Raw genomic sequence first — 24,736 nt, forward strand, 5'->3', positions numbered from 1 at the left:
TCAGAAGCTGTAGCGGGCGCGGGCGTACCAGTAAGCCCCGTTGAAGCCGATGGGCGACAGCACGTCGTACGGCAGGTTGCCGAAGTAGGCGATGTCGTCGCTGGACCGGTCTGGGTAGCGGTTGGTGAGGTTCAGGCCACCCACCGCCAGCGCCCATTGCCGCGTGGGGCGCCATTCCAGCTCGGCATCCAGCTGCCAGGTGGCGCCATAGGTCTGCGTCGGCGTGAAGCCGTCGCCGAAGTCGAACACCCGGGTGGTCTTGCCATGCCGGGTGGCGCGCAGCAGGCCGCCCCAGGCCGCGCCCGTCCACTGTGCGCTGAACACCTGCCGCTGCCGCGGTGCGGCGGTGGTGAGCGTGTTGGCCTCTTCCAGGCCCACCGGCAGGCCGCTGACCCCCAGGCCGGCCAAGGCGGCCGGCAGCGGCTCGGTGCGGCGGATGCGGGTGTGCGAGGCGGAGGCCGCGGCGCTCAGCTGCAGGTCGCCCTGCGCGGCCTTGCCCTGCCACTGCGCGACCAGGTCGGCGCCGCGGGTGCGGGTGTCCACCGCATTGGTGAAGAAGTTGACGCCCTCCACGCCGGGCAGCAGCGCGCTCAGCGCGGGGCTGCTGAAGCGTTCGGACAGCGTGATGCGGTCCTTCACGTCGATGCGGTACACGTCCAGCGTGACCGACATGCCGCGCAGCGGCTGCGCGGTCAGGCCCAGCCCGACCTGGCGTGAACGCTCCGGCTTCAGCGGCCGAGCGCCCAGCCCCCGTGCCGCCTCGCTGTCCACCGGCAGCGTGCGCACCTGGGACAGCACGCCGCCATCGCCATAGTTGGCCACGCTGTAGCTGAAGGCGGACTGCGCCAGCGACGGCGCGCGGAAGCTGCTGGACAGGGCGCCGCGCAGCGCCCATTGCGGTGCCGGCTGCCAGCGTGCGGAGAGCTTGCCGGTGCCGGCGCCGCCGGCGTCGCTGTAATGGTCGTATCGGGTGGCCGCCTGGGCGAACCAGCGCTCGCCCAGATCGGCCGAGAGGTCGGCATACACACCGGCCACGCGGCGCGAACGGTCCGCCTCGTCCGCCGGCGCCAGGCCCGGGCCGGCCTGCGCGCCGGGCGGCGCCTGCAGCGGACCGGCGATCCAGGACGCTTCGTCGCCGGCCTGGCTGCGGAAGGCCTCGCGGCGCAGGTCGGCGCCCACCGCCAGCGTGGCAGGGCGCGCCAGCCCGATGGCCAGCGGCCGGCTCAGGTCCAGGTTGGCGCCCAGCTGGCTGAACGCGTGGCGGCCCAAATCCAAGCGCGTGGGACTGGCGTCGCCCAGCGAGGCATTGAGTGAACGTCGCACGCCGAAGCGGAAGTCGTTGCGGCCATAGGCCAGGCTGGTGTCCAGCTCCCAGCCGACCAGCGGGCCGCGCACGCCGGCCACCAGCGAGAGGTCGTCGCTGCGGCCGATGGTCTCCGGCCGGTAGCCCTGCGGATATCGCCGCCCCGGGTTGGCTTCGCTGTCGGGATAGCGGAAGTAGGCAGCGCCGACGCTGTCACGCCGGCTCCAGGTGCCGAAGGCATAGGCCTGGTGGCCACCATCCAGCGCCAGCGCGCCGTTCAGCCACAGCGCCTGCTTGTCGGTCTCCGGATCGCCGGCCACGTAGTTGCGGCGGCCCTGCATGGCCACGTTCGCTTCGGTCTGCGCTTCGAAGAACGGCAGCCCGTCCAGGCCGGCGCGGTTGGTGCCATTGCGGTGGCCCAGCTCTACGCCCGCGCGCAAGAAGCCTTCCGCCAGGCGCCAGCCGTGCTCCAGCTGCAGCTCGGTGGCCTGGCCGTCGGTGAGGCGCTGGCCGGTGGGCGCAAAGCGGGTGCGGTAGGCACCGCCGGTGGCCACCGCCTCGCCGCCTTGCGCCGCATCGTCCAGGATGACGTTGATGACCCCGGCGACGGCATCGGAGCCGTATTGCGCGCCCGCGCCGTCGCGCAGCACTTCCACGCGCTTGATCGCGCCCAGCGGCAAGGCGCTGAAGTCCACCGGGTTGGTGCCCTTGCCGGTCTTGGACTCCAGGTTCACCACCGCGCTGGTGTGGCGTCGCTTGCCGTTGACCAGCACCAGCACCTGGTCCGGGCTCATGCCGCGCAGCTGCGCCGCGCGCACATGGTCGGCGGCGCCGGAGTTGGACTGGCGCGGGAAATTGAACGAAGGCAGCAGCACCTGCAGCGCGGCCGCGAGCGAGCCCTCCGGCCCGGCGGCACGGCGCAGGTCATCGGCATGCAGCACGTCGATGGGCGAGGTGGCGGTGAGCACGGTGCGATCGCGCGTGCGGGTGCCGGTCACGATGACGGCGTCGGGCCCGGTGGCTTCGGTCGTGGTGGTCTGGGCCCCCGCGGGGCGGCCGCGGCGGCCACGGCCAGGCTCAGCAGCAAGCGGTGGAACGGGGGTTGGGTGGGCGGCAGCGTCGTCATGGAAGGATGCGGGAAGGATCAGCCCCGGGACGGCGGGCCGGTGGGCAGTCGGCAAAAGGCCGCGAGCGTAGCCGCGGCGCGCCGCCTCGGCCACTGAGCGTCGCGCATATGCAAATGCGGCGGCTCGATGCATGCCGGAGCGGGGTTCGCGGCTAACCTGCGCGCCCATGACACCGCCGCCGAACCCTGCCGCGTCGGCGCCCGAACGACATCTCCAAGTGCGCCATGCGGTTTCGGTGTGCGTCGGCATGGTGATCGGAGCCGGCATCTTCAAGACCTCCCCGATGGTGGCCAGCAGCCTGGCCAGCGACCAGGCGCTGTACCTGGCCTGGGCGCTGGGCGGCCTGCTGTCCTTCATCGGCGCACTGTGCTTCGCGGAACTGGCCGCCGCCTTTCCGCATGCGGGCGGCGACTACCACTTCCTGCGGCTGGCCTTCGGGCAACGCACCGGCTTCCTGTTCGCGTGGTCGCGCTTCGCGGTCATCCACACCGGCTCGATGGCGCTGCTGGCCTTCGTCTTCGGCGACTACTTCAGCCAGGTCGTCCGGCTGGACCCCTGGCTGGGCCCGGCACTGGGTGCGTATGCGCCGGCACTGTTCGCCGCCGCGGTGATCGTGGCGCTCACGCTGCTCAACCTGCGCGGGGTGCATGTGGGCCTGGGCACGCAGGTGGGCCTGATGCTGCTGGTGATCGGTGGACTGCTGGCCCTGGGCGTGGCCGCTGCCTGGTTGATGCTGCAGGGCCTGCCGCCGGCCACGCCGACGGCCGCGCCGGAACGTGCCGGCCAGGTCGAGATCGGCACCGCCTTCGTGTTCGTGTTCCTGGCCTATGGCGGCTGGAGCGATGCCGCCACGCTCTCGGCCGAGATGCGAGACGGCCGCCGCGGCATCGTGCATGCGCTGATGCTGGGCCTGGCCACCGTGACGCTGCTGTACCTGCTGGCCAACTTCGCCTACCTGCGCGGCCTGGGCCTGGAAGGCCTGGCCCACAGCCAGGCCCCGGCTGCGGAGCTGATGCGGCTGGCCTTCGGCGCCCCTGGCGAACTGCTGATCGTGGCCGCGGTGGCCCTCACCTCCATCACGGTGATGAACGCGACGCTGATCGCCGGCGCCCGCACGACCTGGGCCGCTGCACGGGACCTGCAGCAGGCGCAGTGGCTGGGCGGTGGCCTGGGCGCGCGGCTGGCTCGCTGGGACCTGTCGCGCGGCATTCCGCCCGCCGCCATCGCGGCCATCGGCACCGTGGCCGTGGCGCTGGTGGGGCTGGGCACCGTGACCCGCGGCGGCTTCTCCACGATGGTGGACTACCTGTCGCCGGTGTACTGGGGCTTTCTCACGCTGAGCGCAGCCAGCGTGCTGGTGCTGCGGCGCCGGCTGCCGCAGGCGCCCCGGCCCTTCAAGGTGCCGCTGTATCCGTGGCTGCCGCTGCTGTTCTGCGGCTGCAGCGGCTACCTGCTGGTGTCGAGCCTGCTGTATGTGAAGGCCGGTGCGCTGGTCGGCGTGGCCGTGCTGGCGGTGGGCGCGATGGTGCTGGTGCCGCGTCGCCGCTGAACGCGGCTCACAACGCAAAAGGGCCGATGCTTTCGCATCGGCCCTCTTTCGATTTGGTGCCCAGGAGAGGACTCGAACCTCCACGGAGTTACCCGCTAGTACCTGAAACTAGTGCGTCTACCAATTCCGCCACCTGGGCATTTCAGGGCCGCGACTGTAGCACGACAAACTGCGCATTCGGGGACCGTGTGCGCAACTTGTCTAGACAAGCAGCCCCTCATAAAAAACCCCGGAGTGTTTGCACCTTCCGGGGCTTTCATGTCTTGGTGGCCAAGGGCGGAATCGAACCACCGACACGCGGATTTTCAATCCGCTGCTCTACCAACTGAGCTACTTGGCCAAGACTGACGAGTATAGCGTGGAAAAAGAATCGCGCAACTCTTGTGCTCGTTCAAAGCGCATTGCGCTTGTTGCGGCTGAGGTCCACGCCCAGCTGTTTGAGCTTGCGGTACAGGTGCGTGCGCTCCAGCCCCGTCTTCTCGGCCACGCGGGTCATGCTGCCGTTTTCCTTGGCCAGGTGGAACTCGAAGTAGCTCTTCTCGAAGGCGTCGCGCGCCTCGCGTAGCGGCCGGTCGAGGTCGAAGGACTGCTCGCTCTGCGGTCCCAGCTGCAGCGGCTGCGCAGGAGGCAGGCCGAGGCCGCCGGTCATCGCCGACTCCACCGTCAACCCACCATCGCCGCGCATCGGCAGGCCGCCATGGCCGGTGCCTTCCAGGCCGCGCGGCGCGGGCTTGGCCAGGCCGGCTTCGACCGCCCGCAACAGCTTCTGCAGCGTGATGGGCTTTTCCAGGAAGGCCATCGCGCCGTACTTGGTGGCTTCCACCGCAGTGTCGATGGTGCCGTGTCCGCTCATCATGATGACGGGCATGGTGAGCTGCGACGTGCTGCCCCACTCCTTCAGCAGCGTGATGCCGTCGACATCGGGCATCCAGATGTCGAGCAGCACCAGGTCGGGACGCCGGCGCTCCCGGGCGGCGCGCGCCTGGGCAGCGTTCTCGGCGAGCTCTACGGTATGACCTTCGTCGGTCAGGATCTCAGACAACAGGGCACGGATGCCGAGTTCGTCGTCAACAACAAGTATTGTGGCCATGATCCTCAGTGCGCCAGGGAGGAGAACCGGCCACCACCACGGTGGCGGCGGCAGCGGGTACGGCGGCGAGGTTCGAAAATGATAACGAAACTTGCGCGCCTGCCGATTGAGCCAATTCGCTCAAGCCGGCTACTGCATCCGTTCTATTGCCGATGCGCACACGTGCCCCATGCTCGTCGGCAATCTTCTTCACCACCGCAAGGCCCAGGCCCGTGCCCTTGCTCTTGGTGGTGACGTAGGGCTCGAAGGCGCGCTTGAGCACCTTGTCGGCGAACCCCGGCCCGTTGTCCAGCACCTTCAACCGCACCGCACGCACGTCGCCGTTGTCGTTGCGCACGGCCTCGGTGACCACGTCCACGTGCCCGTCGGCCGCCTCGTCGACCGCGTCCAGCGCGTTCTGCACCAGGTTGTGCACCACCTGCCGCAACTGCGAAGCGTCGCCGATGATGGCCGGCAGTCCGCTGGCGCAATGCGCCGTCAGGCGGCCCTGCTCGGCCTGCGCACCATACAACGCCAGCACCTCGCCGACCAGTTCGTTGATGTTGAGCGGACCGAGCTTGGCGGCCGGCAGGCGGGCGTAGTCGCGGAACTCATTGACCAGCTGCTTCATCGCCTGCACCTGGGCCACGATGGTGCCTACCGAGCGCACCAGCATCGCCTGGTCGGTGCCCTCGAGCTTGCTTTCCAGCTTGTGCTGCAGCCGCTCGGCCGACAGCTGGATAGGCGTGAGCGGATTCTTGATCTCGTGCGCCAGCCGGCGCGCCACCTCGGCCCAGGCGGCCGAGCGCTGGGCCGAGACCACGTCGGTGATGTCGTCGAACACCATCAGCCGGGCGTCGTTGGGCAGCACGGCGCCGCGCACCAGCAGCGTCAGCGTGTCGCGCTCGGGCACCGTGGGCACCAGGTCGAACGAATCCTGCCAATGGTCGCGCTCGCCGGCTTCAGGGCTGGAGCGGTGCAGCTCGAAGCGCTGCCACACGCTCATCGCGAAGGCCTCCAGCCCCGGCACCTGCTCCAGCCGCTGGCCCACGTGGGCCGACAGCGGCAGCTTCATGATGCGGGTGGCGCCGGGGTTCACGCTCTCGATGCGGCGTTCACGGTCGAACACCACGACGCCGGCGGTCAGGCTGTCCAGGATGGTCTGCAGGTGGGTGCGTGCGCTTTCCAGCTGCGCCACGCCGCGCTGCACCTGCTCACGCGCCTGGCCGAGCTGCTCGGTCATGTCGGCGAAGCTGCGGGTGAGCCCGCCCAGCTCGTCGCTGGCGCTGGACACCGGCTTGGCCGTGAGGTCGCCCTGCGCCACCTGCTTCACGCCCTCGGCCAGCAGCAGCAGCGGCCGCGCCAGCTGGGTGCCCAGCAGGCCGGCCAGCAGCACCGCACCGAACACGGCCAGGATGAGCGCCAGCGTCAGCGTGCCGATGTACATCTTGCGCAGGCCGTCGCGTGACAGCGCGCGCTGCTGGTACTCGCGGTAGGCGCTCTGCACCGCCAGCGCATTGGTGGCCAGCGAGGTGGGCACCGCCTGCACCACCAGCAGGAAACGGTCTTCGCCGGCCAGGGTGATGTCGTTGTTGGGCACCAGGGCCAGCGCCCGCACGCGGGCCCGGGGCGCGGCGCCGGGCGTGGGTTCGTCGTCCAGCCCCTCCAGCTGGCTGGCCGCGCGCAGCAGGCGCGCCTGGCGTATCTGCTGGGCGGTGGGTCGCTCCGGCGCGATGGAGGCACCGGCGGTGCCACCGGCAGCCACCAGGCTCTGGCCGCTGCCATTGAGCAGCGCCACCTGCTCCGCGCCCAACTGCTCCCGCAGGCGTTCCAGCTGCAGGGTGTCGGGCTGCAGCCGCGTCTCGGCCATGCGATCGGCGGCGGCGCGGGTGCGGTTGCCCAGGTCCACCACCAGCGCATCCAGCGTGCTGCGGCCCAGATTAAGGCCGGCGTCCAGCGCGCCTTCCACCTTGGCGTCGAACCAGGCCTCGATGCTGCGCGAGACGAACTGGTAGCTGACCGTGTAGATCAGCACCCCCGGCACCACGCCCACCAGGGCGAAGATGCCGGCCAGCTTGAACAGCAGCCGGCTGCCGAACTTGCCGCGCCGCAGCCGCACCACCAGCCGCAGCGCCGCCAGCAGCACCACCAGCGCCAGCATCGCCGCCACCGTGACGTTCACCCAGAACAGCCAGACGAAGTTGCGCTCGTAGAAGATGCGGCTGTCGGTGGTGAGGGCCAGCACGAAGCTGAGCACCAGCGCCACGCCGACGAAGGCGACCAGCGACACCAGCCAGGCCCAGCGGACAGACTTGCTCATCGGTGCCTCACTGCGGCTCGATCCGCACCGTGCGCTCCACCTGCAGCGTCCACTCGGCCAGGCTGCCGATGCCGATCTGCATCGGGCGGGGCAGCTGCCCGGTGTCCAGGCGGAAACTGAAATCGACGTACGCCGGCTGGTCGGCTTCGAGCCGCGCCGCATCGGCAATCGGCCAGGTGCCCGCGCGCGAGATCGCAGCCAGCGCATCGGACAAGGAGGTGTACGACTGGTGCAGCCCGCCCTGGGTGACGCGCCAGCTGGCCGTCAGCGGCTGGTACGACAGCCGCCATGAGCGCGTGGCGCGGCCGACCCGCTCGTCACGCCAGTACCAGCGGGGACGGTAGGTGGTGGCCTGGGCCTCGAAGTAGATGGGCACGCCGCGCTGCAGCGCTTCGTCCACCACGCGGGGCAGCTGCAGGCGCACGGCGTAGTCCAGCACCAGGCCGCTGTCGGCCTTGCGCACTTCCAGTTCCAGCAGGTCGACGCCCTGCGCCCAGGAGGCGATGCAGGTGGCAGCAAACAGCCATGCCGTCAGCAGGGAGCGGACCTTCCAGCAGCGGGTCACGACGGTTCGGATCAATCAGGGCTTGTGCAAGAGGGCGTAGTAGAAGCCGTCGGACACCACGGCCTCGCCGGGATTGTCGGGCACCGGCAGCAGGTGGCCCGGCGATGCCGGCGCCAGCTGCACCGCGGCGGTGCCCTGCCGTTGCAAAAACGCATCGGTCTGCTGGCTGCCCTCGGCCCGGAACACCGAACACGTTGCAAACAGCAACCGACCGCCCGGCGCCAGCAGCGGCCACAGCGCATCCAGCATCTGCGCCTGCACCTTGGCCAGCGCCATGATGTCCTCGGCCCGGCGCAGCCAGCGGATGTCGGGGTGGCGGCGCACGATGCCCGAGGCACTGCAGGGCGCATCGAGCAGGATGGCATCGAACGGACGGCCGTCCCACCAGGCGCGCGGGTCGCGGGCGTCGGCGGCGGCCACCTGCGCCTTGAGCTGCAGGCGGTTCAGCGTTTCCTGCACGCGGCCCAGGCGGGTGGGGTCGCTGTCGATGGCCAGCAGGTCGAGGTCGGCCAGCTCCAGCAGGTGGGCCGTCTTGCCGCCCGGGGCGGCACAGGCGTCGAGCACCCGTGCGCCGGCAGGCAGCGGCGGCAGCGTGCCGTCGCCATGCACCAGCAGCGGCGCGGCGCGCTGGGCGGCGGCGTCCTGCACCGAGACCTCGCCCTCGGCGAAGCCGGGCAGCTGCTGTACCGGGCTGGGCTCGGCCAGCACCAGCGTCTGCGGCCCCAGCACGGTGGCGGCGCGGCCCTGCGCGGCCAGCCGATGGGCATAGGCCTCGGCGCTGCCGCGGCGGGCGTTGACCCGCAGCGTCATCGGCGGGCGGCGGTTGGCGGCCTGCAGGATGGGCTGCCACTGCGACGGCCAGTCCTGCTTGATGCGGTCGATCCACCACAGCGGATGGTTGAAGGCGCCCACCGGGTCGTGCGTGGCGGCGGCCACCAGCGCGGCGCGCTCGCGCAGGAAGCGGCGCAGCACGGCGTTGATGAAGCCTGCCGCGGCGGGCGTGCGGTGGTGGGCCGCGGCCACCGCCTGGTCGACCAGCGTGTGGTCGTTGTAGGGCGGCGCATCGCTGGGCCACAGCAGCGCCAGCGCGGTGACCAGCAGCGCATCCACCTTGGGCGGCGGCGTCTTCGGCGCCACCGCCTCGCGCACCTTCACCGCGCCGCCCAGCCAGCGCAACGCATGGAAGCTCAGGGCCTGCGTGCCGGCGCGGGCATCGGCTGGCACGCGGGCGATCACGTCGGTGAGGGACTTGCCGCTGCGCACGGCCATCACGGCATCGGCCGTGTGATCGAGCAGGCGGGATAGCGGCAGGGCGTGCGGGGTCATCGGGGCAGTCTACCCAGGGGCCGAGGCTGTAACAGACAATGCCTCGAACCCGACGAGGGCCGGAGCACCGAATGAGCATGTCACGCAGCATCCCCAAGATCCTTCCCAGCGAGGACGACCTCGCGCGCCTGCCGGCCTCCGAGCGCATCCGCTACCGGCTGATCGGCGCCGACTGCCGCTACCACGCCAACGACAACATCTCGGCCCATGTGCGCCCGGGCGAGATCGAGGAACTGAAGGCGGAGGTGACGGCCAAGATGCAGGAGGTGCTGTCGTCGCTGGTGATCGACACCGAGAGCGACCACAACACCAACGAGACCGCCCGCCGCGTGGCCAAGATGTTCATCGACGAGGTGTTCCGCGGCCGCTACGTGCCGATTCCGCCGGTGACCGAGTTCCCCAACTTCTCGCGCCTGAACGAGCTGATGATCGTGGGCCCGGTGAAGGTGCGCAGCGCCTGCTCGCACCACCTGTGCCCCATCCTGGGCAAGGTGTGGATCGGCATCCTGCCCAACGAACATTCCAACCTGATCGGCCTGAGCAAGTACGCCCGCATCTGCGACTGGATCATGAGCCGGCCGCAGATCCAGGAAGAGGCGGTGACGATGCTGGCCGACGAATTGCAGGACCGCGTGAAGCCCGACGGCCTGGCCATCGTGATGGAGGCCGACCACTTCTGCATGCACTGGCGCGGGGTAAAGGACGACGAGTCGATGATGACCAACTCGGTGATGCGCGGTGCCTTCCTCAAGGACTCGACGCTGCGCCGCGAGTTCCTGTCGCTGCTGTCGAAGAAGAACCTCGGCTGACCGCACCCTACCCCCGGAGAACACGATGCTGGTACGCCTCATGTATGCAAGCCGCGCGTCGGCGTCGCTCGACCAGGAAGAGCTGCACACGCTGCTGCGCCAATGCAAGGCCGAGAACCCCAAGCACGGCATCACCGGCGTGCTGTGCCTGTCGCAGGGCATCTTCATGCAGGTGCTGGAGGGCGGGCGCATGGCCGTCAACCAGCTCTACAACCGCATCGCGGCCGACAGCCGCCACACCGACGTGGTGCTGCTCGACTACGCCGAGATCCGCGAGCGCCGCTTCGCCGGCTGGGCGATGGGCCAGGTGAACCTGCAGCGGCTCAATCCGGCCATCCTGCTGAAGTATTCGGAGACGCCCACGCTCGATCCGTATTCGGTGTCGGGGCAGGTGTCGATGGCATTGTTCGAAGAGCTGGTGGCCACCGCTTCCATCATGGGCGAGCGCGGCTGAGCTACAACGGCCCGACGTCCTCGAAGCCGTAGAGCTTGACCAGCAGCCGCGTTGGCCACTGGTGCGCGGCCAGGTTGCAGGCCAGCACCGCATCGTTGAACAGCTGGCGGCCGAAGGCCAGGCGCTGCTCGGCCTCGCGCAGGTCGGCCAGCCACAGCGGCACGTCGTCGCGTGCCTTGAGCGCGGTGTCGTGGTCGGCCAGGGCGCGCACGCGCACCAGCGCCGCCGCCAACTGACGGTCGGCCTGCACCAGCCGCTCCGCCGCAGTGGCCAGCACCGGCTTGGCCCGCATCGCGTCGGCCGCCAGGCTCACCTGCAGCTGCGCGGCATTCACCGCCTCGATGGCGCCCTGCTCGCCGGGCCAGGCTTCGGCCAGCACCGGCATCAGCAGCGCCAGCACCTCCTTGCGCCGGCGCAGCGGCTCGTCCACCTGCAGCCACGACTGCACCACCTTGTTGCGCAGCGCCACGATGCGGTTGTAGGCCCCCACCATCCAGAAGATGAGGATGGCTGCCGTGGCCAGCAGCGTCAGCTCGCGCGTGGTCAGCATCCGGCGGCTGCCAGGTACTCCGCATGGCCGCGGGCGCGCAGCTCGCACGCCGGGCAGTGGCCACAGCCGTAGCCCCAGGCATGGCGCCGGGTGCGGTCGCCGAGGTAGCAGGTATGGGTGTGCTCGACGATCAGCGCTTCGAGCGCATCGCCGCCCAGCTGGTGGCTCAGCGCCCAGGTCTGGGCCTTGGTGAGGAACATCAGCGGCGTCTCCACCGTCATCGGCGCATCCATGCCCAGCGACAGCGCCACCTGCAGCGCCTTGAGGGTGTTGTCTCGGCAATCGGGGTAGCCGGAATAGTCCGTCTCGCACATGCCGCCCACCAGCACGCTGGCGCCGCGCCGGTAGGCCAGCGCGGCCGCGAAGGTGAGGAACAGCAGGTTGCGGCCGGGCACGAAGGTGTTGGGCAGGCCGCTGGCGGCCATCTCGATCTGCCGCGCGTCGGTCAATGCGGTGTCGGAGATCTGGCCCAGCAGACGCAGGTCCAGCAGGTGGTCTTCGCCCAGGCGCGCGCCCCAGGCCGGGAACTGGCTGCGCAGCTGCTGCAGCACCTGCAGCCGGCATTGCAGCTCCACCGCATGGCGCTGGCCGTAGTCGAAGCCGATGGTCTCCACCCGGGCATACCGCTGCAGCGCCCAGGCCAGGCAGGCGGTGGAATCCTGCCCGCCCGAAAAGAGCACCAGGGCTGATGAGTGAGCTTGCATGATGCGCAAAGCATAGCGGCGGCCTGCGGCCCCCTACGTCTGAACACATTCCGCGCGCGGGAGCGGGCGGGCCGCGCCGGTAAACTCCGGGTCTTTCCCGACACCCCACCCATGGCCGTCGCTGCCCCGCCGAACTCTCCCGACATCTTCGACCTGCGCAGCGCCGCATTGACGCTGGTGGCGGTCGTGCTGAAGACCGCCGACCTCACCGTGCTGGCCCGGGAGCTGGACGCCCGCAGCGCCGACAACCCCGGCCTGTTCGACAACGACCCCGTGGCGGTGGACCTGAGCGCCGTGCGCGACGAGCACGAGCCGATCGACTTCGCGCTGCTGGTGGCCCTGCTGCGGCAGCACCGCATGATGCCGGTGGCCGCCAAGGGCGGCACGCCCGAGCAGATGGCCGCCGCGCTGGCCGCCGGCCTGGTGGAAGCGCCCGACTTCGCGCCGCCCGCCCGTGCGCCGCGCGCCGCGCCCGTGCCGGTCCCCGCGCCTGTGCCCGAACCCGCAGCCGCCGCACCGGCCCCCGAGCCCGAAGTGCGCGAGGTGATCCGCGAGGTCATCCATGAAGTGGAAGTGGTGCGCGAAGTGCGCGTGCCCGGCGAGGCGCCCGCCACCATGGTGATCGACAAGCCGTTGCGATCGGGCCAGCAGGTGTACGCCCGCGGCTGCGACCTCATCGTGCTGGCCGCGGTGAACTTCGGCGCCGAGGTCATCGCCGACGGCCACATCCATGTCTATGCGCCGTTGCGCGGCCGGGCCCTGGCCGGCGCGCGCGGCAACACCGAAGCCCGCATCTTCACCACCTGCATGGAGGCGCAACTGGTCTCCGTGGCAGGCATCTACCGCACCACCGACGTGCCGCTGCCGGCGGACATCGTCGGCCAGCCGGCCCAGGTGCGGCTCGAGGGCGAAAAGCTCGTCATCGAACGCCTGGGCGCCTGATGCGCCCGCGCCGCTGACGCCACCGTACGCAAGCAAGTCTGCACAAGAAAGGACAAGCCACCGATGGCCAGAATCATCGTCGTCACCTCCGGCAAGGGAGGTGTGGGCAAGACCACCACCAGCGCCAGCTTTTCCTCCGGCCTGGCCCTGGCGGGCCACAAGACGGCCGTCATCGACTTCGACGTCGGCCTGCGCAACCTCGACCTCATCATGGGCTGCGAGCGGCGCGTGGTGTACGACCTGATCAACGTCATCCAGGGCGAAGCCAACCTGAACCAGGCGCTGATCAAGGACAAGCAGTGCGACAACCTGTTCGTGCTGGCTGCCTCGCAGACGCGCGACAAGGAAGCGCTGACGCAGGAAGGCGTCGAGAAGGTGCTGAAGGACCTGTCGGAGATGGGCTTCGAGTACATCGTGTGCGACAGCCCGGCCGGCATCGAGACGGGCGCCATGATGGCCATGCACTACGCCGACGAGGCCGTGGTGGTGACCAACCCCGAGGTGTCCTCGGTGCGCGACTCCGACCGCATCCTGGGCATGCTCAGCAGCAAGACCAAGCGCGCCATCGACGGCCAGGAGCCGGTGAAGGAGCACCTGCTGATCACCCGCTACAACCCCTCGCGGGTGGAAGGCGGGCAGATGCTGTCGCTGAACGACATCCAGGAGATCCTGCGCATCAAGCTGATCGGCGTGATCCCGGAATCGGAGTCGGTGCTCGATGCGTCCAACCAGGGCGTGCCGGCGATCCACCTGAAGGGCAGCGACGTGTCCGAGGCCTACCAGGACGTGGTGGCCCGCTTCCTGGGCGAGGACCGGCCGATGCGCTTCATCGACGCCGAGAAGCCCGGCTTCTTCAAGCGGCTGTTCGGTGGGAGGTAAGCCGATGTCTTTCCTTTCCTTCCTGCTCGGGGAAAAGAAGAAGACCGCCAGCGTCGCCAAGGAGCGGCTGCAGATCATCCTGGCCCACGAGCGCAGCGGCGACGGCCCGCCGCGGGCCGACTACCTGCCCGCCCTGCAGCGCGAACTGGTGGCTGTGATCTCCAAGTACGTGGCCATCTCGCCGGACGACATCAAGGTGCATCTGGAGAAGCAGGATGACCTGGAGGTGCTGGAAGTCAAGATTGAGCTGCCGGACGCGGCGCGCTGATGCCGCGCGGCGCAACCGCGCGCCGCTGACCGTCCGCCTGCCGCGTGCCTTGCGGCCGGCGGGCCATTCACCTACCTCTATAACGCCTGCGCCGACACCAACACGCTGCGGTCGCGCGGCCGCACCAGGCAGATGTGGCGCTGCAGCCCGAGCCACGCCAGCCGCCGCGTGAGCACACCCGGCGCCTGGAAGTGGAACAGCGTGAGCTACGGCACCACGCTGATGCCGATGCCGGCGCGCACCATCCCCATCACCGTGGCGAGCTGGTCCACCTCCATCACCACGTGTCGCGCACGTTTCGGCGTGCGGCAGTACCTGGAGGCAGCCACGCCACGGTAGTAGCGTCGTCCGCAGACGATGCAATGTAGAAGTGCTCGCTGCAGAGGGGCTAGGCCACCAGCTCGGGCGGGTAGGCTTGCGTGGCGGCCAGCGCGAAGTCGGCCTCGCCGTGGCGCACGCGCTCGATGCAGGGCTTGGACAGCACGTCGGACACCCGAAGCTGAACGCCGGGATGGCCGTCCTGCAAGCCCGCTCGCACCTGCCGCGCCAGCCTGTCGCCAGGGAAGGCACCTGACTGGCGCCTACACGACCGACACTCCCCACCTCGCCGCCGGCGACACCCGGCCTTCGCTGGAAGCGCTCTACGCCATCACTCAAGCCGGCTGGTTGGCTGCGGTCAGCGCCGCCGCGGACGGGCTGGTGGCGCAGCGGCTGCAGCTACTTCGGGCGGCGGCGCCGCAGGTGCGGCAGGCAGCGGGGAGTTGGGTATTGCCGTAGTTGCAGCCGCTCGCTGTTGGCCGCATGACACGGCCAACGGCTGACTCGACGACGAAGACTTGGCCTGCAGACGCAGCGCTGCGAGGATGCGGCCCCGCGGCAAGACAACCTCGACATGCCGCGACGGCCGATGCTCGTTCCCAGATTGGCGACCGCCCTGGGCAACGACCATGCAGACCAAACTCACTCGACTGGAATCGATTCGCGGCTTTGCGGCACTCTACGTGTTTGCGGGGCACTATCTCCTTCACCGCGTGCTGACCAAGTCCGGGCCGCTCGCCCTGCCGTTCCGCTTCGGGCAGGAGGCCGTCATTGCCTTCTTTCTTATCTCAGGCTTCGTCATCCAGCATTCGTTTGCACAGCGGCCGCCGACAAGCTTCCTTTCCTACCTGGCACGTCGGGCGCGGCGCATCTATCCCATCTACCTGCTGGCGCTGGCTGTGTCGTTCGCCTTGGGCGAGCCGCCGACAGGGCGCGCTGCAGACGCAGCATGGCAGTGGGCGGGCAACCTGCTGATGCTCCAGGACTTCGCCTCCGGCAGCCGGGCGTGTGGGTGTCCCCGCTCGGCGGCAATGCATCGCTGTGGTCCTTGTCGTACGAGTGGTGGTTCTATGTACTGTTCTTTCCGGTCGCCACGCTCCTGCCCAGCCGCCTGCAACTGCACGGCGTCGCGCTGCTGTCGTTGCTCGGATTCGCCTCGTACCAATGGATGCCCAATCAGGCTTCCCTGTTCGCGACCTACTTCGTCGTCTGGTGGGCCGGAGTCGAACTGGCGAAGACCTATGCAACGGACGGGCGCATTAGGCTGGCTTCGCAACGAGGGCTGCTGCTGTACCTTGCAGGCTTTGCGCTGCTGCTTGCCGTGCCCTGCGCTGCGCAGCGACTCCGAGGTGAGTCCTTGTCCTTTGGCGAGCACCCGGTGCTGGAACTGCGTCACTTTCTGGCTGCGCTGGTCATCGTGGCCGCAGCGATCGTCTGGTCGAAGTACCGCTGGCGCTTCTTCGACCAGACGCTCGGCCCCTTTACGGCCTTGGCACCGCTGTCGTATGGGCTTTATGTCTTCCATTACCCCGTGGCGGTGTCGGCCACCTGGCTGGACGGGGTGAGCGCGCCATGGCTAGCAGGCGTGGCCTATGTACTGACCGCGCTTGGACTGGCAGCGTGGGCCGAGGGACCGTTCCAAGCCTGGGTAAATCGCAGATTCAGGCGCCTGCGCTCTCACAATGCAACGCCTCCACCGTCGAAGTGATGATAATGCGAGTAAATTCATCACATTGACGTTCGACATGGCTGTGGCAACCTTCACGCTCTCGTCCAATCGCCGCTTCGCCGCGGTCCGGTGACGACCGCAGTCCGCGCGCGGCTGGCGCGTGGCATCGGTGCCAATGCCTTCGGGCAGGCGCTGTCCATTGCCATCCAGCTCGCCTCCCTGCCGCTGTTCCTCGGCCGTTGGGATCTGCCGACCTACGGCATCTGGCTGATGCTGTCTGCACTGCCCGGCTATCTCTCGATGGCCGATGCCGGCATGGTGACCGCAGCCGGCAACCGGATGACCATGGCCGTCGGCCGTGGCGACGTGGCGCAGGCGCGCACGGTGTTCCACAGCGCAACGGTGTTCGTCACCGGCGTGTGCGTAGCAGCAGGTGCGCTGTTGGCGGCGGGCCTGGCCTGGCTGCCGCTGCCTGGCCTGTTGCAGCCGCCCGGCGCGGCCCTGGCCGTCGGTTGCCTCGGTGCCGGGGTGCTGGTGGCCTTCTGGGGCGGGCTTGCGCATCAGCTGGTCCGAGCCACAGGCCGCAACGCGCAGGGCGAGATGGCCACGCATCTCGTGCGGCTGGCCGAATGGCTGGGGCAGCTCGGCGGCCTGTTCACCTTCGGCTCGCTGCTGTCGACGGCACTGGGCGGACTGTTGATGCGGGTGGTGGGTACCGCCATTGCGGCGCGCCTGGCGCGGCGCGGCAGCGGCAGCATCGACTGGGGCTTCGCCCGGGCCGACGCGGCCGTGCTGCGTGGCCTGTGGCGGCCCGCGGCCGGCTTCATGCTGATTCCCGCGGCCAACGCCTTGAGCCTCCAGGGCATGACGCTGCTGGTCGGTCACCTGCTCGGCCCGGCAGCGGTGGCCGTGTTCAACACCTACCGCACGCTGGCCCGCGTGGTGGTGCAGGCCACCTCCGCCTTCAGCTTCGCGCTGTGGCCTGAGTTCGCACGGGCCTACGGGGCCGAGGGTGCGCGGGGCGTGGCACCGCTGTACCACCGCGCCCGCCGCACCGGCCTGTGGATCGCAGCCGTCGCCGTGGCGGCCGTCGGGCTCGGCAGCCCGTGGCTGCTGGCACTGTGGACACACGGCAAGATCGAGTTCTTGCTGGCGCCGATGGGCGCGATGCTGGCCTACGCCACCGTGGCCAGCGCCACGCACGTGCCGCGCGTGCTGCTGCTGTCCACCAGCCGGCACGAGGGGCTGGTGTGGGCGGGCATCGCCAGCGCGGTGGCGGGCCTGCTGGTGGCCAGCCAGCTGACGTCATGGTCAGGCCTGCTCGGTGCCGCCCTGGCCATGGCCTTGGCCGATGCGCTCGCGGGCGCCGCCGCACTCCGCGGCGCTGATCGCCTGCTGCGGGAGCCGGCCGCGTGAAGATCCTGTACCTCGGCCCGCGCAGCGGCACCTGCCTGGACCGGGCGCGCGCCTACGAACGTCTGGGTCACGAAGTGCAGCACCTCGACCTACGGTCCCTGCTGCCCGCTTCGCCCTGGCTCGACCGTGCCGCCTGGCGCTTCGGCGGCCGTTGGCTGGGCCGCCTTCTCTGCAGTGCGTTGGCGCACCGGCTCGCAGGGCAGCGCTATGCGCTGTGCCACGTCGACGGCGGTGCGCTCGCCGGGCCACAGGTGCTGCGGCTGCTGCGCAGCCATGCCGACGTGCTCGTGAACTACAACATCGACGACCCGTTCGGCGGCCGCGACGGGCGCCGCTTTGCTGCCTATCTGCACGGGCTGCCGTTCTATGACCTGGCGGTGGTGATGCGAACAGCCAACGTGGCCGAGGCGCAGGCGCACGGCGCGCGGCGTGTGCTGCGGGTGTTCATGTCCGCGGACGAGGTGAGCCATGCACCGCGGCAGCCGACACCCGCCCAGCAGCAGACATGGCGCAGCGACGTGCTGTTCGTCGGCACCTGGATGCCGGAACGCGGGCCCTTCCTCGCCGGGCTGCTGGCGCGAGGCGTGCCGCTATCGATCCGGGGCGCGCACTGGCAGAAGGCGCCGGAATGGCCGCTGCTTCAACCGCATTGGCGGGGCGGGCCGATCGTGGGCGACGACTACGCGCTCGCGCTGCAATGCGCGCGGGTGAACCTCGGCTTGTTGTCTGTGGGCAACCGGGATGAACACACGACCCGTTCCGTCGAAGTGCCCGCTCTCGGCGGACTGCTCTGCGCCCAGCGCACGCCCGAGCATGCGGCGCTATACCGCGACGGTGTCGAGGCCTTGCTGTGGTCGGATGCCGCAGAGTGCGCCCGGCATTGCCGCCAGGCGCTGCAGGACGAGGCCTGGGCCGCACGCATCGCCGCCGCCGGCCGACGGCGCGCCAAGGCCAACGGCCACTTCAACGAGACGGTGCTGCTGCGCATCCTCGATGCGGTGGGCCTGCCGGCCGCGCCGGCGTTGGCGGACACATGACAAGCAGCGGACGCCACGCACCCGTCCTGCCGCTGGCCTGGCTCATGCTGGTCGTCGGGCAGGCCTTGGCCACCTGGACGTGGGAAGCCGCGGCCTGTGCGCTGATGGCCGCGGCCGGCGCAGGCATCGGCCTTCGGCACGCGCTGTCGCCACGGTTGCTGCGGCTGGCGCCGGTGTCCAGCCTGAGCCTGGCGGGCTACAGCACCTTCCACTTCGTCCTGCCGCCGCTGGTGACGGCGATGGAAGGGCAGCCGCTCACCACGTACCTGGAACGGCCGACCGACGTGCTGCTGCATGCAATGGTGTGCCTGCTGGCGCTGATCGTGTCGCACCGCGTCTATCTGGGCAGCGGCCTGCTGCAGGCAGCCCGGCAGACCCTGTGCGGGCGCCTGTATGGACCGCTAGGCCTGTTCCGCATGCCGCCGCCGGCACACCTCTTCGCCATGGGTGCAATGGGGCTGCTGGCCGCCGCGTGGCTGACCTTCACCCTCGGTGCAGCCCAGCTCCACGAGGCGGAGTCCGGCATCGTCACCAAGCTGATGCAGGGCCTGTACCCGCTCGCCTGGGTGCCGCTGGCGCTGATGGTGCAGCCACTCGTCGACCGCCGACCCATGCCGCCTGGCCAGTGGCCTGTGCTGCTGCTGTACGCGCTGGCGGTGGCCCTGGTAGGTCTGGGCCGCAACAGTCGGTCGGCCGTGCTGATCGGCTTCGTTTCCATCGGTATCGCTTGGGCCTACCTGGCACTGATCGATCCGCAGCGCAGGGCCAGCGCCTTCTCGACTCGGCGCCTCGTGCTGGCGGCGGTGGTGGTGTGGGTGGCCGGCGGCCCGCTGGCCGATTTGGCCACGAGCATGGTGATCGCGCGGGAAGAACGCGCTGAGGTCAGTGCCTTGCAGGTGATCCAGACGACCGCGTCGGTATTTCTCGACAAGGAACGCATCCGCAGCTTCCGTGCCGCCGAGGGCGGCTCCAGCAACGAATTCTGGGACGAACGCTACGTCGACAACGTGTTCGCCAGCCGGCTGTGCAACCTGCGCTTCGCGGATGCGACGCTGGTGCTGGCGCACGAGTTGGATGCGGCGCAATCCGCCTCGCTGCGGTCGCTGGAATGGCAGCGCGTGGTCGGGCTGCTGCCGCGGCCGATCCTGGAGCAGGTGTCGCCCGAGACGGACAAGGACTTCGTCAACTCGGGCTCGGGCGGCGACCTTCTCTTGTTCGTGGCCACCAATGCACCTCGGGCGATGGGCGGCTTTCGCACGGGGTCGATCTTCGCCAGCGGCTATGGGCAGTTCGGCTGGTTCTACGTGCCGCTGCTGATGCTGCTGGCGCTGTTCACCTTCACCCTGGTGGACGCCTTGACGCGCCGGGTCGCCGACCCCGCGGCGCCAGGCGGATGGAGTCCCGTCTTCAGCCCGATGCTGGTGGTGTCGCTGTTCACCTGGTGCTACTACTTCACCAGTGCCGCCACCGGCGCCGAGTCGATGTCGGAGCTGCTGGCCTACCTGGTGCGCGGCTGGGTGCAGGACGCGCTCGTCTACGCCACGGTGTTCTGGCTGTCCGCCGCGCTGGTGATGGCCGGCGGGCTGGGCAGGAAGGCGCCCACATGAAGATCGTGCTTTTCGCGCACCCCGAGTTCATGCCGTCGCGCAGCATGCCGCGCTTCGCGGCGCTGCTGCACTCGGAGCTGTCGGCGCGCGGCCATGAGGTCAGCCTCTGGCGGCCCGCGGCCCGGCTGCAGGCCCGGGCTCGAGGGCTGGGGTCTGCGGCGGCCAAGTGGGCCGGCTACTTCGACCAGTACCTGCTGTTTCCGCGATGGGTTCGCCGAGCGGTGGAGCGCCAGCCGGCGGACACGCTGTTCGTGTTCTGCGACCAGGCCCTGGGCCCGTGGGTGCCGCTGGTGGCGCATCGGCCGCACGTGGTGCACGTGCATGACCTGCTGGCGCTGCGCTCGGCCCTGGGACTGATGCCCGAGAACCCGGTGGGCCTGACCGGCCGCGTCTACCAGCGCTTCATCCGGCGCGGCTTCAGGCAGGCGCAGCACTTCATCAGCATCTCGCACAAGACCCGCGTCGACCTCCATGCCCACGCCGTGGCACACGCCGTCACCTCGGCGGTGGTGCACAACGGCATGAACCACCCGTACCGTCGCATGGCCGCAGCATCCGCCGCCACGCTGCTGCGGCAGGCGGGCGCAGTGGTCGACGAACGAGGCTTCCTGCTGCACGTGAGCGCCGGCCAGTTCTACAAGAACGTGCCCGGCGTCATCGCGCTGTATGCCGAGCATGCGCGGTCGGCGGCCCGTCCGCTGCCGCTGGTGCTCGTCGGCCATCACCGCCAGCCCGCGGTGCAGTCGGCGATCGCCGCGCTGCCAGCCTCGGCGCGCGTGGTGCGGCTGCACGACATCGACAACGAGACGATGCGCGCCTGCTATTCGGCCGCCAGCGCGTTCCTGTTTCCCAGCCTGGAGGAAGGCTTCGGCTGGCCGATCGTCGAGGCGCTGGCCTGCGGTTGCCCGGTGATCACCACCGACGCGCCGCCGATGAACGAGGTGGGCGGATCGGCCGCGTTCTACATCCCGCGGCTGCCCGCCGGTGCCGGGCTGGGCGCCTGGGCCGCCGCCGCGGCACCCGTGCTCGAACGGGTGCTGGCGCTGCAGGGGCCTGCCCTTGATGCTTGGCGCGACGACGCCGCCGCCTGGTGCATGCGGTTCGAGGCCGCGCGCGCCATCGAAGGCTACCTGCAGGTGTATAGCCAAGTGTTGAAGCAGGCCGCCGCATGAAGCCGGCGAGTCGCCCCACCCGCTGGCGGCCTGCGGCTGCAGCGCTTTGCGTCGGGCTGCTGGCCTGCCTGGGCGTGGCCCCCGCCCCGGCTGGGCAGGTCGCCGATCCGATCAACGACCGGGCCGCACAGGCGTTGGCGGCCGAGCCCGCCCAGCCCGAGCGCGTGCATCCAAAATTCCGCGCCTTCGAAGTCCTGCGGCGCACGGCGGTGTCCGGCTGCGCGGCCGCGGCCGACGCGGTGTCGCTGGCCGAGCCGACCGCCCGCCACCCCGACGACCCAGCGGAATCCGCGGGCACCGAACTTTTTGCCTTGCCTGCGCTCGTGCGGCTGCTCTTGCAGTTCCCGCAGTGCATCGACGAGCCGATGGCGCAGGCGATGCAGCGCGCCCTCGCTGCGCCACAGGACCGCTTGGCGCACGGCACCCTCAATCACGCCATCATGCGGGTGGCCTCCTGGTACCTGATCGCGCAGCGCTTTCCGCAGGCCACGTGGCCGGACGCGCGGGGGAGCGTCGCAGCTCGCAAGAGCTGATGGCCGCCATCCAACAGCTGCTGCAAAGGCGCACGGCGCAGTTCTTCGCGGCCGGCCACACCGAGTGGTTGTCGCCCACCTATGCGGTGGTGAACCTGCTGCCGCTGCTGAACCTGATCGACTTCGCCGACGATGCGCAGGTGCGCGCCAATGCCCAGGCGCAGGCAGCGCTTCTGGTGGCCGTGCTGCGCGCCGCCTCGTTCCACGGCACGCTGCTGCCGCCGCTCAACCGGCTGAACCACGACCAGCGCAACGCGCCCGGCGACGGCACCGACACGCCCGCCGCGACGCAGGCGCTGCTGTGGCTGTACTTCGGCGAGCCGGCCAGCGGCTCGGCGGACCTGGCCAACCGCAACGAACCGGCCTTCGTCACCATCGCAGCACTGTCGCGCTGGCGCCCGCCTGCGGCACTGTTCGATCCGGCCGGCCGCGGCGGCCATGCGGTACGGATGCGCACGCCGGCCTTCTCCCGCTGGGACGACGCGACCACCACCGAACTGCTGGGCGACGGCTACATCGACGAGGCCTATGCCCTGGGCACCGGCAACGTCGTGTTCCGGCCCAACACCTATGCCGACCATCTGCAGAGCTTTGCGCTGCTGCTGAAGTCGAGCTCCCGGCACAACGCCATCGAGTGCCGCCACCCGTTCTTCCGCAGCGATGCAGGTGATGGCGTCTGGGGCACCGATCGCTGGTCGCCGTTCCAGCAGACGCACCGCATCGACGGCCGCACCGGGGTGATGCTGTTCCGCATCCCACGGGCCGACCCCTGGCCAGGCGACCCGGCCAGCCGCTTCTTTGCGCCGCGCAGCCGGCACGCCGGAGCGCTGGTCGCCGGCTTCCAGTGCCGCGTGCCGCGCAGCTTCGCCCGGGTCCAGATCGAACCGCATTGGATTTTCGTTCGGCAGGGCGAGGTGGATGTGGCCATCGGCTTGCCGGTCGGGCGCTTCGAGATCGACGCGTCGGCCGACCCGCCGTGGCACCACGTGGCCAGGGTGCAGGCCCGCAGCGCCGCCCTGGTGTTCCTGGTGCGCAAGACGGCGCGCGGCGACAGCTTCCGCGCCTTCCAGGCCTGGGCGCGGCAGCGCATGCCGAAGTTCGACCCAGCCACGACCCGGGTGGTGCACACCACGCTGGAGGGACGTCGGGTCGCGGTGCAGTTCGACTTGCAGTCCTTGCCCGATGGACGGGTGGCCTCGATCCCGCGGGTGGAAGTGGACGGCAAGTCCGCGCCCCCGCCGCCGCAGGCACCCTTGCTGTCGGATCCCGTGACCCTTGCGGACGGTGTGCTGCGCCTCGTGCGTGCCGATGGCCGAAGCGTGTACATCCAGCCGCCCTCGGCAACCGCTCATCCATGAAGATCCTCCGCATCATCTCCACCATGAACCCGCGCGGCGGCGGGCCGTCGGAGGGCATCCGGCAGGTCTCGCAGGCGTTGGCACGGATGGGCCACACGAGCGAGTGCCTGACCAGTGACGATCCCTCTGCGCCGTGGTTGGCGGGGCAGCCGCTGCGCATCCACGCGGTGGGGCGGCGGGTGCCGGTGGGCTATGCGCACAACCCGGCCATCGGCACGTGGCTGCGCGCCCATGCGCAGGACTACGACGCCTTCGTCATCAGCGGCCTGTGGCAGCACCACTCGGTCGCGGCGCGCGCTGCGCTGCGGGCGCTGGGGCGCGAGTACTTCGTCTTCACTCACGGCATGCTGGACCCCTGGTTCAAGCAGGCCTATCCGCGCAAGCACCTCAAGAAGTGGCTGTACTGGCCCTGGGGCGACTACCGCGTGCTGCGCGATGCTCGCGCGGTGCTGTTCACCAGCGAAGAAGAACGGCTGCGTGCGCGGCAGTCGTTCTGGCTGTACCGCGCGCGCGAGCGTGTGGTGGCCTACGGCACGCGCACGCCGCCGCGCTGGGACGAGTCGCCGGGCCAGGCCGCCTTCCTGGAGGCGCACCCTGGCCTGCGCGGCAAGCGGGTGATGCTGTTCCTCAGCCGCATCCAGCAGAAGAAGGGTTGCGACCTGCTGATCGACGCCTTCGCACAGGTGGCGCGCACCAACGCCGACCTGCGGCTGGTGATGGCCGGCCCCGACCAGGCCGCCTGGCGCGCCGCGCTGCAGCAGCGGGCTGCGGCGCTGGGCATCGCCGACCGCATCGTGTGGCCGGGCATGCTGCAGGGCGACCTGAAGTGGGGCGCCTTCCACGCAGCCGAGGCGTTCGTGCTGCCTTCGCACCAGGAGAACTTCGGGATCGCCGTGGCTGAGGCACTGGGCTGTGGCGTGCCGGTGCTGATCTCCGACAAAGTGAACATCTGGCGCGAGATCGAGGCCGATGGCGCCGGCCTGGTCGCGCCCGACACCGCCGAGGGCACGGCGCTGCTGCTGCAGCGCTGGCTTGCGTTGTCGTCGGCCGAGCGCGCGGCGATGCGGGACCGCGCCCGCGGCTGCTTCGCGCAGCGCTTCACCGTGGAGGCGATGGCCGACAGCCTGCTGTCGGTGCTGCAGCATGGCTGACGAGCGCATCCTGCAGGGCGTGGACCCCACCACGCAGCCCTCGTTCACGCTGCGCAACCGCTGCGCTCGGGCGGTATGGAACATGGCGTGGTTGCTGCTGTTCCGGCCCTCGCCAAGGCCGCTGCATGCGTGGCGTGCGTTGTTGTTGCGGCTGTTCGGCGCGCGGCTGGGGCGCCATGTCCACGTGTACCCATCGGTGCGCATCTGGGCGCCGTGGCTGCTGCAGGTGGGTGAGCACAGCGGCATCGCCGATGGCGTGACGCTCTACAACATGGGCGGCATCCGCATCGGGCCGCGCTGCGTGGTCTCGCAGGGCGCGCACCTGTGCGGCGGCTCGCACGACTACCAGCAGCCCAGCTTCCAGCTCGTGGCCGCGCCCATCGAGCTGCAGGCCGAGGTGTGGGTGTGCGCCGAAGCCTTCGTGTCCGCCGGCGTGACCGTGCCGGCCGGCTGCGTGGTGGCTGCCCGCAGCGTGGTCATCCGCACCGTGGCCGAGCCGTGGACGGTGCTGGCCGGCGTGCCGGCACGCGTGGTCGGTCGGCGCGACCCGCGGGCCTCGCGGCTCGCTTCCTCCGTTCCAACGCCAACGCCTTCGCACTCGCGCTGAACC

Annotated in this window: 24 protein-coding genes, 2 tRNA genes and 1 pseudogene; 17 read left to right on the forward strand and 10 right to left on the reverse strand. The window is 70.1% G+C overall.

What is annotated here, in order from left to right; all coding sequences use genetic code 11:
- Positions 1 to 2,301: a TonB-dependent siderophore receptor gene (locus tag LRS14_RS11280; RefSeq protein WP_257799587.1), complete on the reverse strand. Its 2,301-nt coding sequence runs from the start codon at positions 2,299 to 2,301 to the stop codon at positions 1 to 3.
- Positions 2,302 to 2,596: 295 nt separating this feature from the next.
- Here LRS14_RS11280 and LRS14_RS11285 point away from each other — a divergent pair, with 295 nt between their 5' ends.
- Positions 2,597 to 3,979 carry an APC family permease gene (locus LRS14_RS11285; protein WP_257799588.1) on the forward strand — a complete coding sequence of 461 codons (1,383 nt, stop codon included), beginning with the start codon at positions 2,597 to 2,599 and terminating at the stop codon, positions 3,977 to 3,979.
- Between the two features lie 54 nt (positions 3,980 to 4,033).
- Here the strand turns inward: LRS14_RS11285 and LRS14_RS11290 are convergent.
- The 6 genes from LRS14_RS11290 to rsmB all read right to left on the reverse strand — a co-directional run bounded on the left by LRS14_RS11290 (position 4,034) and on the right by rsmB (position 9,259).
- A tRNA-Leu gene (locus LRS14_RS11290) sits at positions 4,034 to 4,118 on the reverse strand.
- 125 nt (positions 4,119 to 4,243) lie between these two features.
- Positions 4,244 to 4,319 (reverse strand) — tRNA-Phe (locus tag LRS14_RS11295).
- 51 nt (positions 4,320 to 4,370) lie between these two features.
- Positions 4,371 to 5,069, reverse strand: a complete 699-nt coding sequence (locus LRS14_RS11300) for a response regulator (protein ID WP_046112787.1) — start codon at positions 5,067 to 5,069, stop codon at positions 4,371 to 4,373.
- Complete coding sequence (locus LRS14_RS11305) at positions 5,047 to 7,368, reverse strand: ATP-binding protein (RefSeq protein WP_257799589.1); 2,322 nt, start codon at positions 7,366 to 7,368, stop codon at positions 5,047 to 5,049. The genes LRS14_RS11300 and LRS14_RS11305 overlap by 23 nt, the downstream gene beginning before the upstream one ends.
- Before the next feature lie 7 nt (positions 7,369 to 7,375).
- A complete protein-coding gene (locus tag LRS14_RS11310) occupies positions 7,376 to 7,948 on the reverse strand; it encodes a DUF4390 domain-containing protein (RefSeq protein ID WP_052736243.1) in 573 nt (190 codons plus the stop codon).
- Entirely contained in the window at positions 7,949 to 9,259 is a 1,311-nt protein-coding gene (gene rsmB, locus LRS14_RS11315) for a 16S rRNA (cytosine(967)-C(5))-methyltransferase RsmB (protein ID WP_046112789.1), read from the reverse strand.
- Positions 9,260 to 9,336: 77 nt separating this feature from the next.
- On the opposite strand from rsmB, the gene folE reads away from it, so the two are divergent.
- A complete protein-coding gene (gene folE / locus LRS14_RS11320; RefSeq protein WP_232315336.1) occupies positions 9,337 to 10,068 on the forward strand; it encodes a GTP cyclohydrolase I in 732 nt (243 codons plus the stop codon).
- A 25-nt stretch (positions 10,069 to 10,093) separates the two neighbouring features.
- Positions 10,094 to 10,522, forward strand: coding sequence for a BLUF domain-containing protein (locus LRS14_RS11325; protein WP_046112791.1), 429 nt, complete (start codon positions 10,094 to 10,096; stop codon positions 10,520 to 10,522).
- Position 10,523: 1 nt separating this feature from the next.
- Here LRS14_RS11325 and LRS14_RS11330 read toward each other — a convergent pair whose 3' ends face one another.
- The gene (locus LRS14_RS11330) at positions 10,524 to 11,072 is read right to left on the reverse strand and encodes a LemA family protein (RefSeq protein ID WP_052736244.1); all 549 of its coding nucleotides are present in this window, start codon (positions 11,070 to 11,072) and stop codon (positions 10,524 to 10,526) included.
- On the reverse strand, positions 11,066 to 11,776 hold the full coding sequence (queC, locus tag LRS14_RS11335) for a 7-cyano-7-deazaguanine synthase QueC (protein ID WP_046112916.1): 711 nt from the start codon (positions 11,774 to 11,776) through the stop codon (positions 11,066 to 11,068). Before queC ends, LRS14_RS11330 begins: the two co-directional genes overlap by 7 nt.
- A gap of 111 nt (positions 11,777 to 11,887) precedes the next feature.
- Between queC and minC the strand changes: the two genes are divergently transcribed.
- From minC to LRS14_RS11355, 4 genes are all read left to right on the forward strand, one after another.
- Positions 11,888 to 12,718, forward strand: a complete 831-nt coding sequence (gene minC, locus LRS14_RS11340) for a septum site-determining protein MinC (protein ID WP_046112792.1) — start codon at positions 11,888 to 11,890, stop codon at positions 12,716 to 12,718.
- A gap of 63 nt (positions 12,719 to 12,781) precedes the next feature.
- The gene (minD, locus tag LRS14_RS11345; RefSeq protein ID WP_046112793.1) at positions 12,782 to 13,597 is read left to right on the forward strand and encodes a septum site-determining protein MinD; all 816 of its coding nucleotides are present in this window, start codon (positions 12,782 to 12,784) and stop codon (positions 13,595 to 13,597) included.
- Between the two features lie 4 nt (positions 13,598 to 13,601).
- Positions 13,602 to 13,865 carry a cell division topological specificity factor MinE gene (gene minE, locus LRS14_RS11350; protein ID WP_046112794.1) on the forward strand — a complete coding sequence of 88 codons (264 nt, stop codon included), beginning with the start codon at positions 13,602 to 13,604 and terminating at the stop codon, positions 13,863 to 13,865.
- A 168-nt stretch (positions 13,866 to 14,033) separates the two neighbouring features.
- Positions 14,034 to 14,204: a hypothetical protein gene (locus LRS14_RS11355; RefSeq protein WP_157039522.1), complete on the forward strand. Its 171-nt coding sequence runs from the start codon at positions 14,034 to 14,036 to the stop codon at positions 14,202 to 14,204.
- A 49-nt stretch (positions 14,205 to 14,253) separates the two neighbouring features.
- Here the strand turns inward: LRS14_RS11355 and LRS14_RS11360 are convergent, their stop codons facing one another.
- A complete protein-coding gene (locus LRS14_RS11360; protein ID WP_198156913.1) occupies positions 14,254 to 14,403 on the reverse strand; it encodes a hypothetical protein in 150 nt (49 codons plus the stop codon).
- A 409-nt stretch (positions 14,404 to 14,812) separates the two neighbouring features.
- Here LRS14_RS11360 and LRS14_RS30675 point away from each other — a divergent pair.
- From LRS14_RS30675 to LRS14_RS11405, 10 genes and pseudogenes are all read left to right on the forward strand, one after another.
- Positions 14,813 to 15,115, forward strand: a pseudogene (locus LRS14_RS30675) (acyltransferase family protein); the annotation flags it as partial.
- 74 nt (positions 15,116 to 15,189) lie between these two features.
- A complete protein-coding gene (locus tag LRS14_RS11365; protein ID WP_257799590.1) occupies positions 15,190 to 15,891 on the forward strand; it encodes an acyltransferase family protein in 702 nt (233 codons plus the stop codon).
- A 90-nt stretch (positions 15,892 to 15,981) separates the two neighbouring features.
- Positions 15,982 to 17,268 (forward strand): lipopolysaccharide biosynthesis protein, encoded by a 1,287-nt coding sequence (locus LRS14_RS11370; RefSeq protein WP_257799591.1) that lies wholly within the window; start codon positions 15,982 to 15,984, stop codon positions 17,266 to 17,268.
- Positions 17,265 to 18,305: a glycosyltransferase gene (locus tag LRS14_RS11375; protein WP_257799592.1), complete on the forward strand. Its 1,041-nt coding sequence runs from the start codon at positions 17,265 to 17,267 to the stop codon at positions 18,303 to 18,305. Before LRS14_RS11370 ends, LRS14_RS11375 begins: the two co-directional genes overlap by 4 nt.
- Positions 18,302 to 19,912 carry a hypothetical protein gene (locus LRS14_RS11380; RefSeq protein WP_257799593.1) on the forward strand — a complete coding sequence of 537 codons (1,611 nt, stop codon included), beginning with the start codon at positions 18,302 to 18,304 and terminating at the stop codon, positions 19,910 to 19,912. The genes LRS14_RS11375 and LRS14_RS11380 overlap by 4 nt, the downstream gene beginning before the upstream one ends.
- Positions 19,909 to 21,084 (forward strand): glycosyltransferase, encoded by a 1,176-nt coding sequence (locus LRS14_RS11385; RefSeq protein WP_046112798.1) that lies wholly within the window; start codon positions 19,909 to 19,911, stop codon positions 21,082 to 21,084. Before LRS14_RS11380 ends, LRS14_RS11385 begins: the two co-directional genes overlap by 4 nt.
- Positions 21,081 to 21,617: a hypothetical protein gene (locus tag LRS14_RS11390; protein ID WP_257799594.1), complete on the forward strand. Its 537-nt coding sequence runs from the start codon at positions 21,081 to 21,083 to the stop codon at positions 21,615 to 21,617. The genes LRS14_RS11385 and LRS14_RS11390 overlap by 4 nt, the downstream gene beginning before the upstream one ends.
- On the forward strand, positions 21,617 to 22,975 hold the full coding sequence (locus tag LRS14_RS11395) for a hypothetical protein (RefSeq protein WP_257799595.1): 1,359 nt from the start codon (positions 21,617 to 21,619) through the stop codon (positions 22,973 to 22,975). Before LRS14_RS11390 ends, LRS14_RS11395 begins: the two co-directional genes overlap by 1 nt.
- Complete coding sequence (locus LRS14_RS11400) at positions 22,972 to 24,126, forward strand: glycosyltransferase (protein WP_257799596.1); 1,155 nt, start codon at positions 22,972 to 22,974, stop codon at positions 24,124 to 24,126. The genes LRS14_RS11395 and LRS14_RS11400 overlap by 4 nt, the downstream gene beginning before the upstream one ends.
- On the forward strand, positions 24,119 to 24,733 hold the full coding sequence (locus tag LRS14_RS11405; RefSeq protein ID WP_257799597.1) for a putative colanic acid biosynthesis acetyltransferase: 615 nt from the start codon (positions 24,119 to 24,121) through the stop codon (positions 24,731 to 24,733). The genes LRS14_RS11400 and LRS14_RS11405 overlap by 8 nt, the downstream gene beginning before the upstream one ends.
- Positions 24,734 to 24,736 lie beyond the last annotated feature (3 nt).

This window comes from Aquincola sp. J276 (genome assembly GCF_024700035.1).
GTDB lineage: Bacteria > Pseudomonadota > Gammaproteobacteria > Burkholderiales > Burkholderiaceae_C > Aquincola > Aquincola tertiaricarbonis.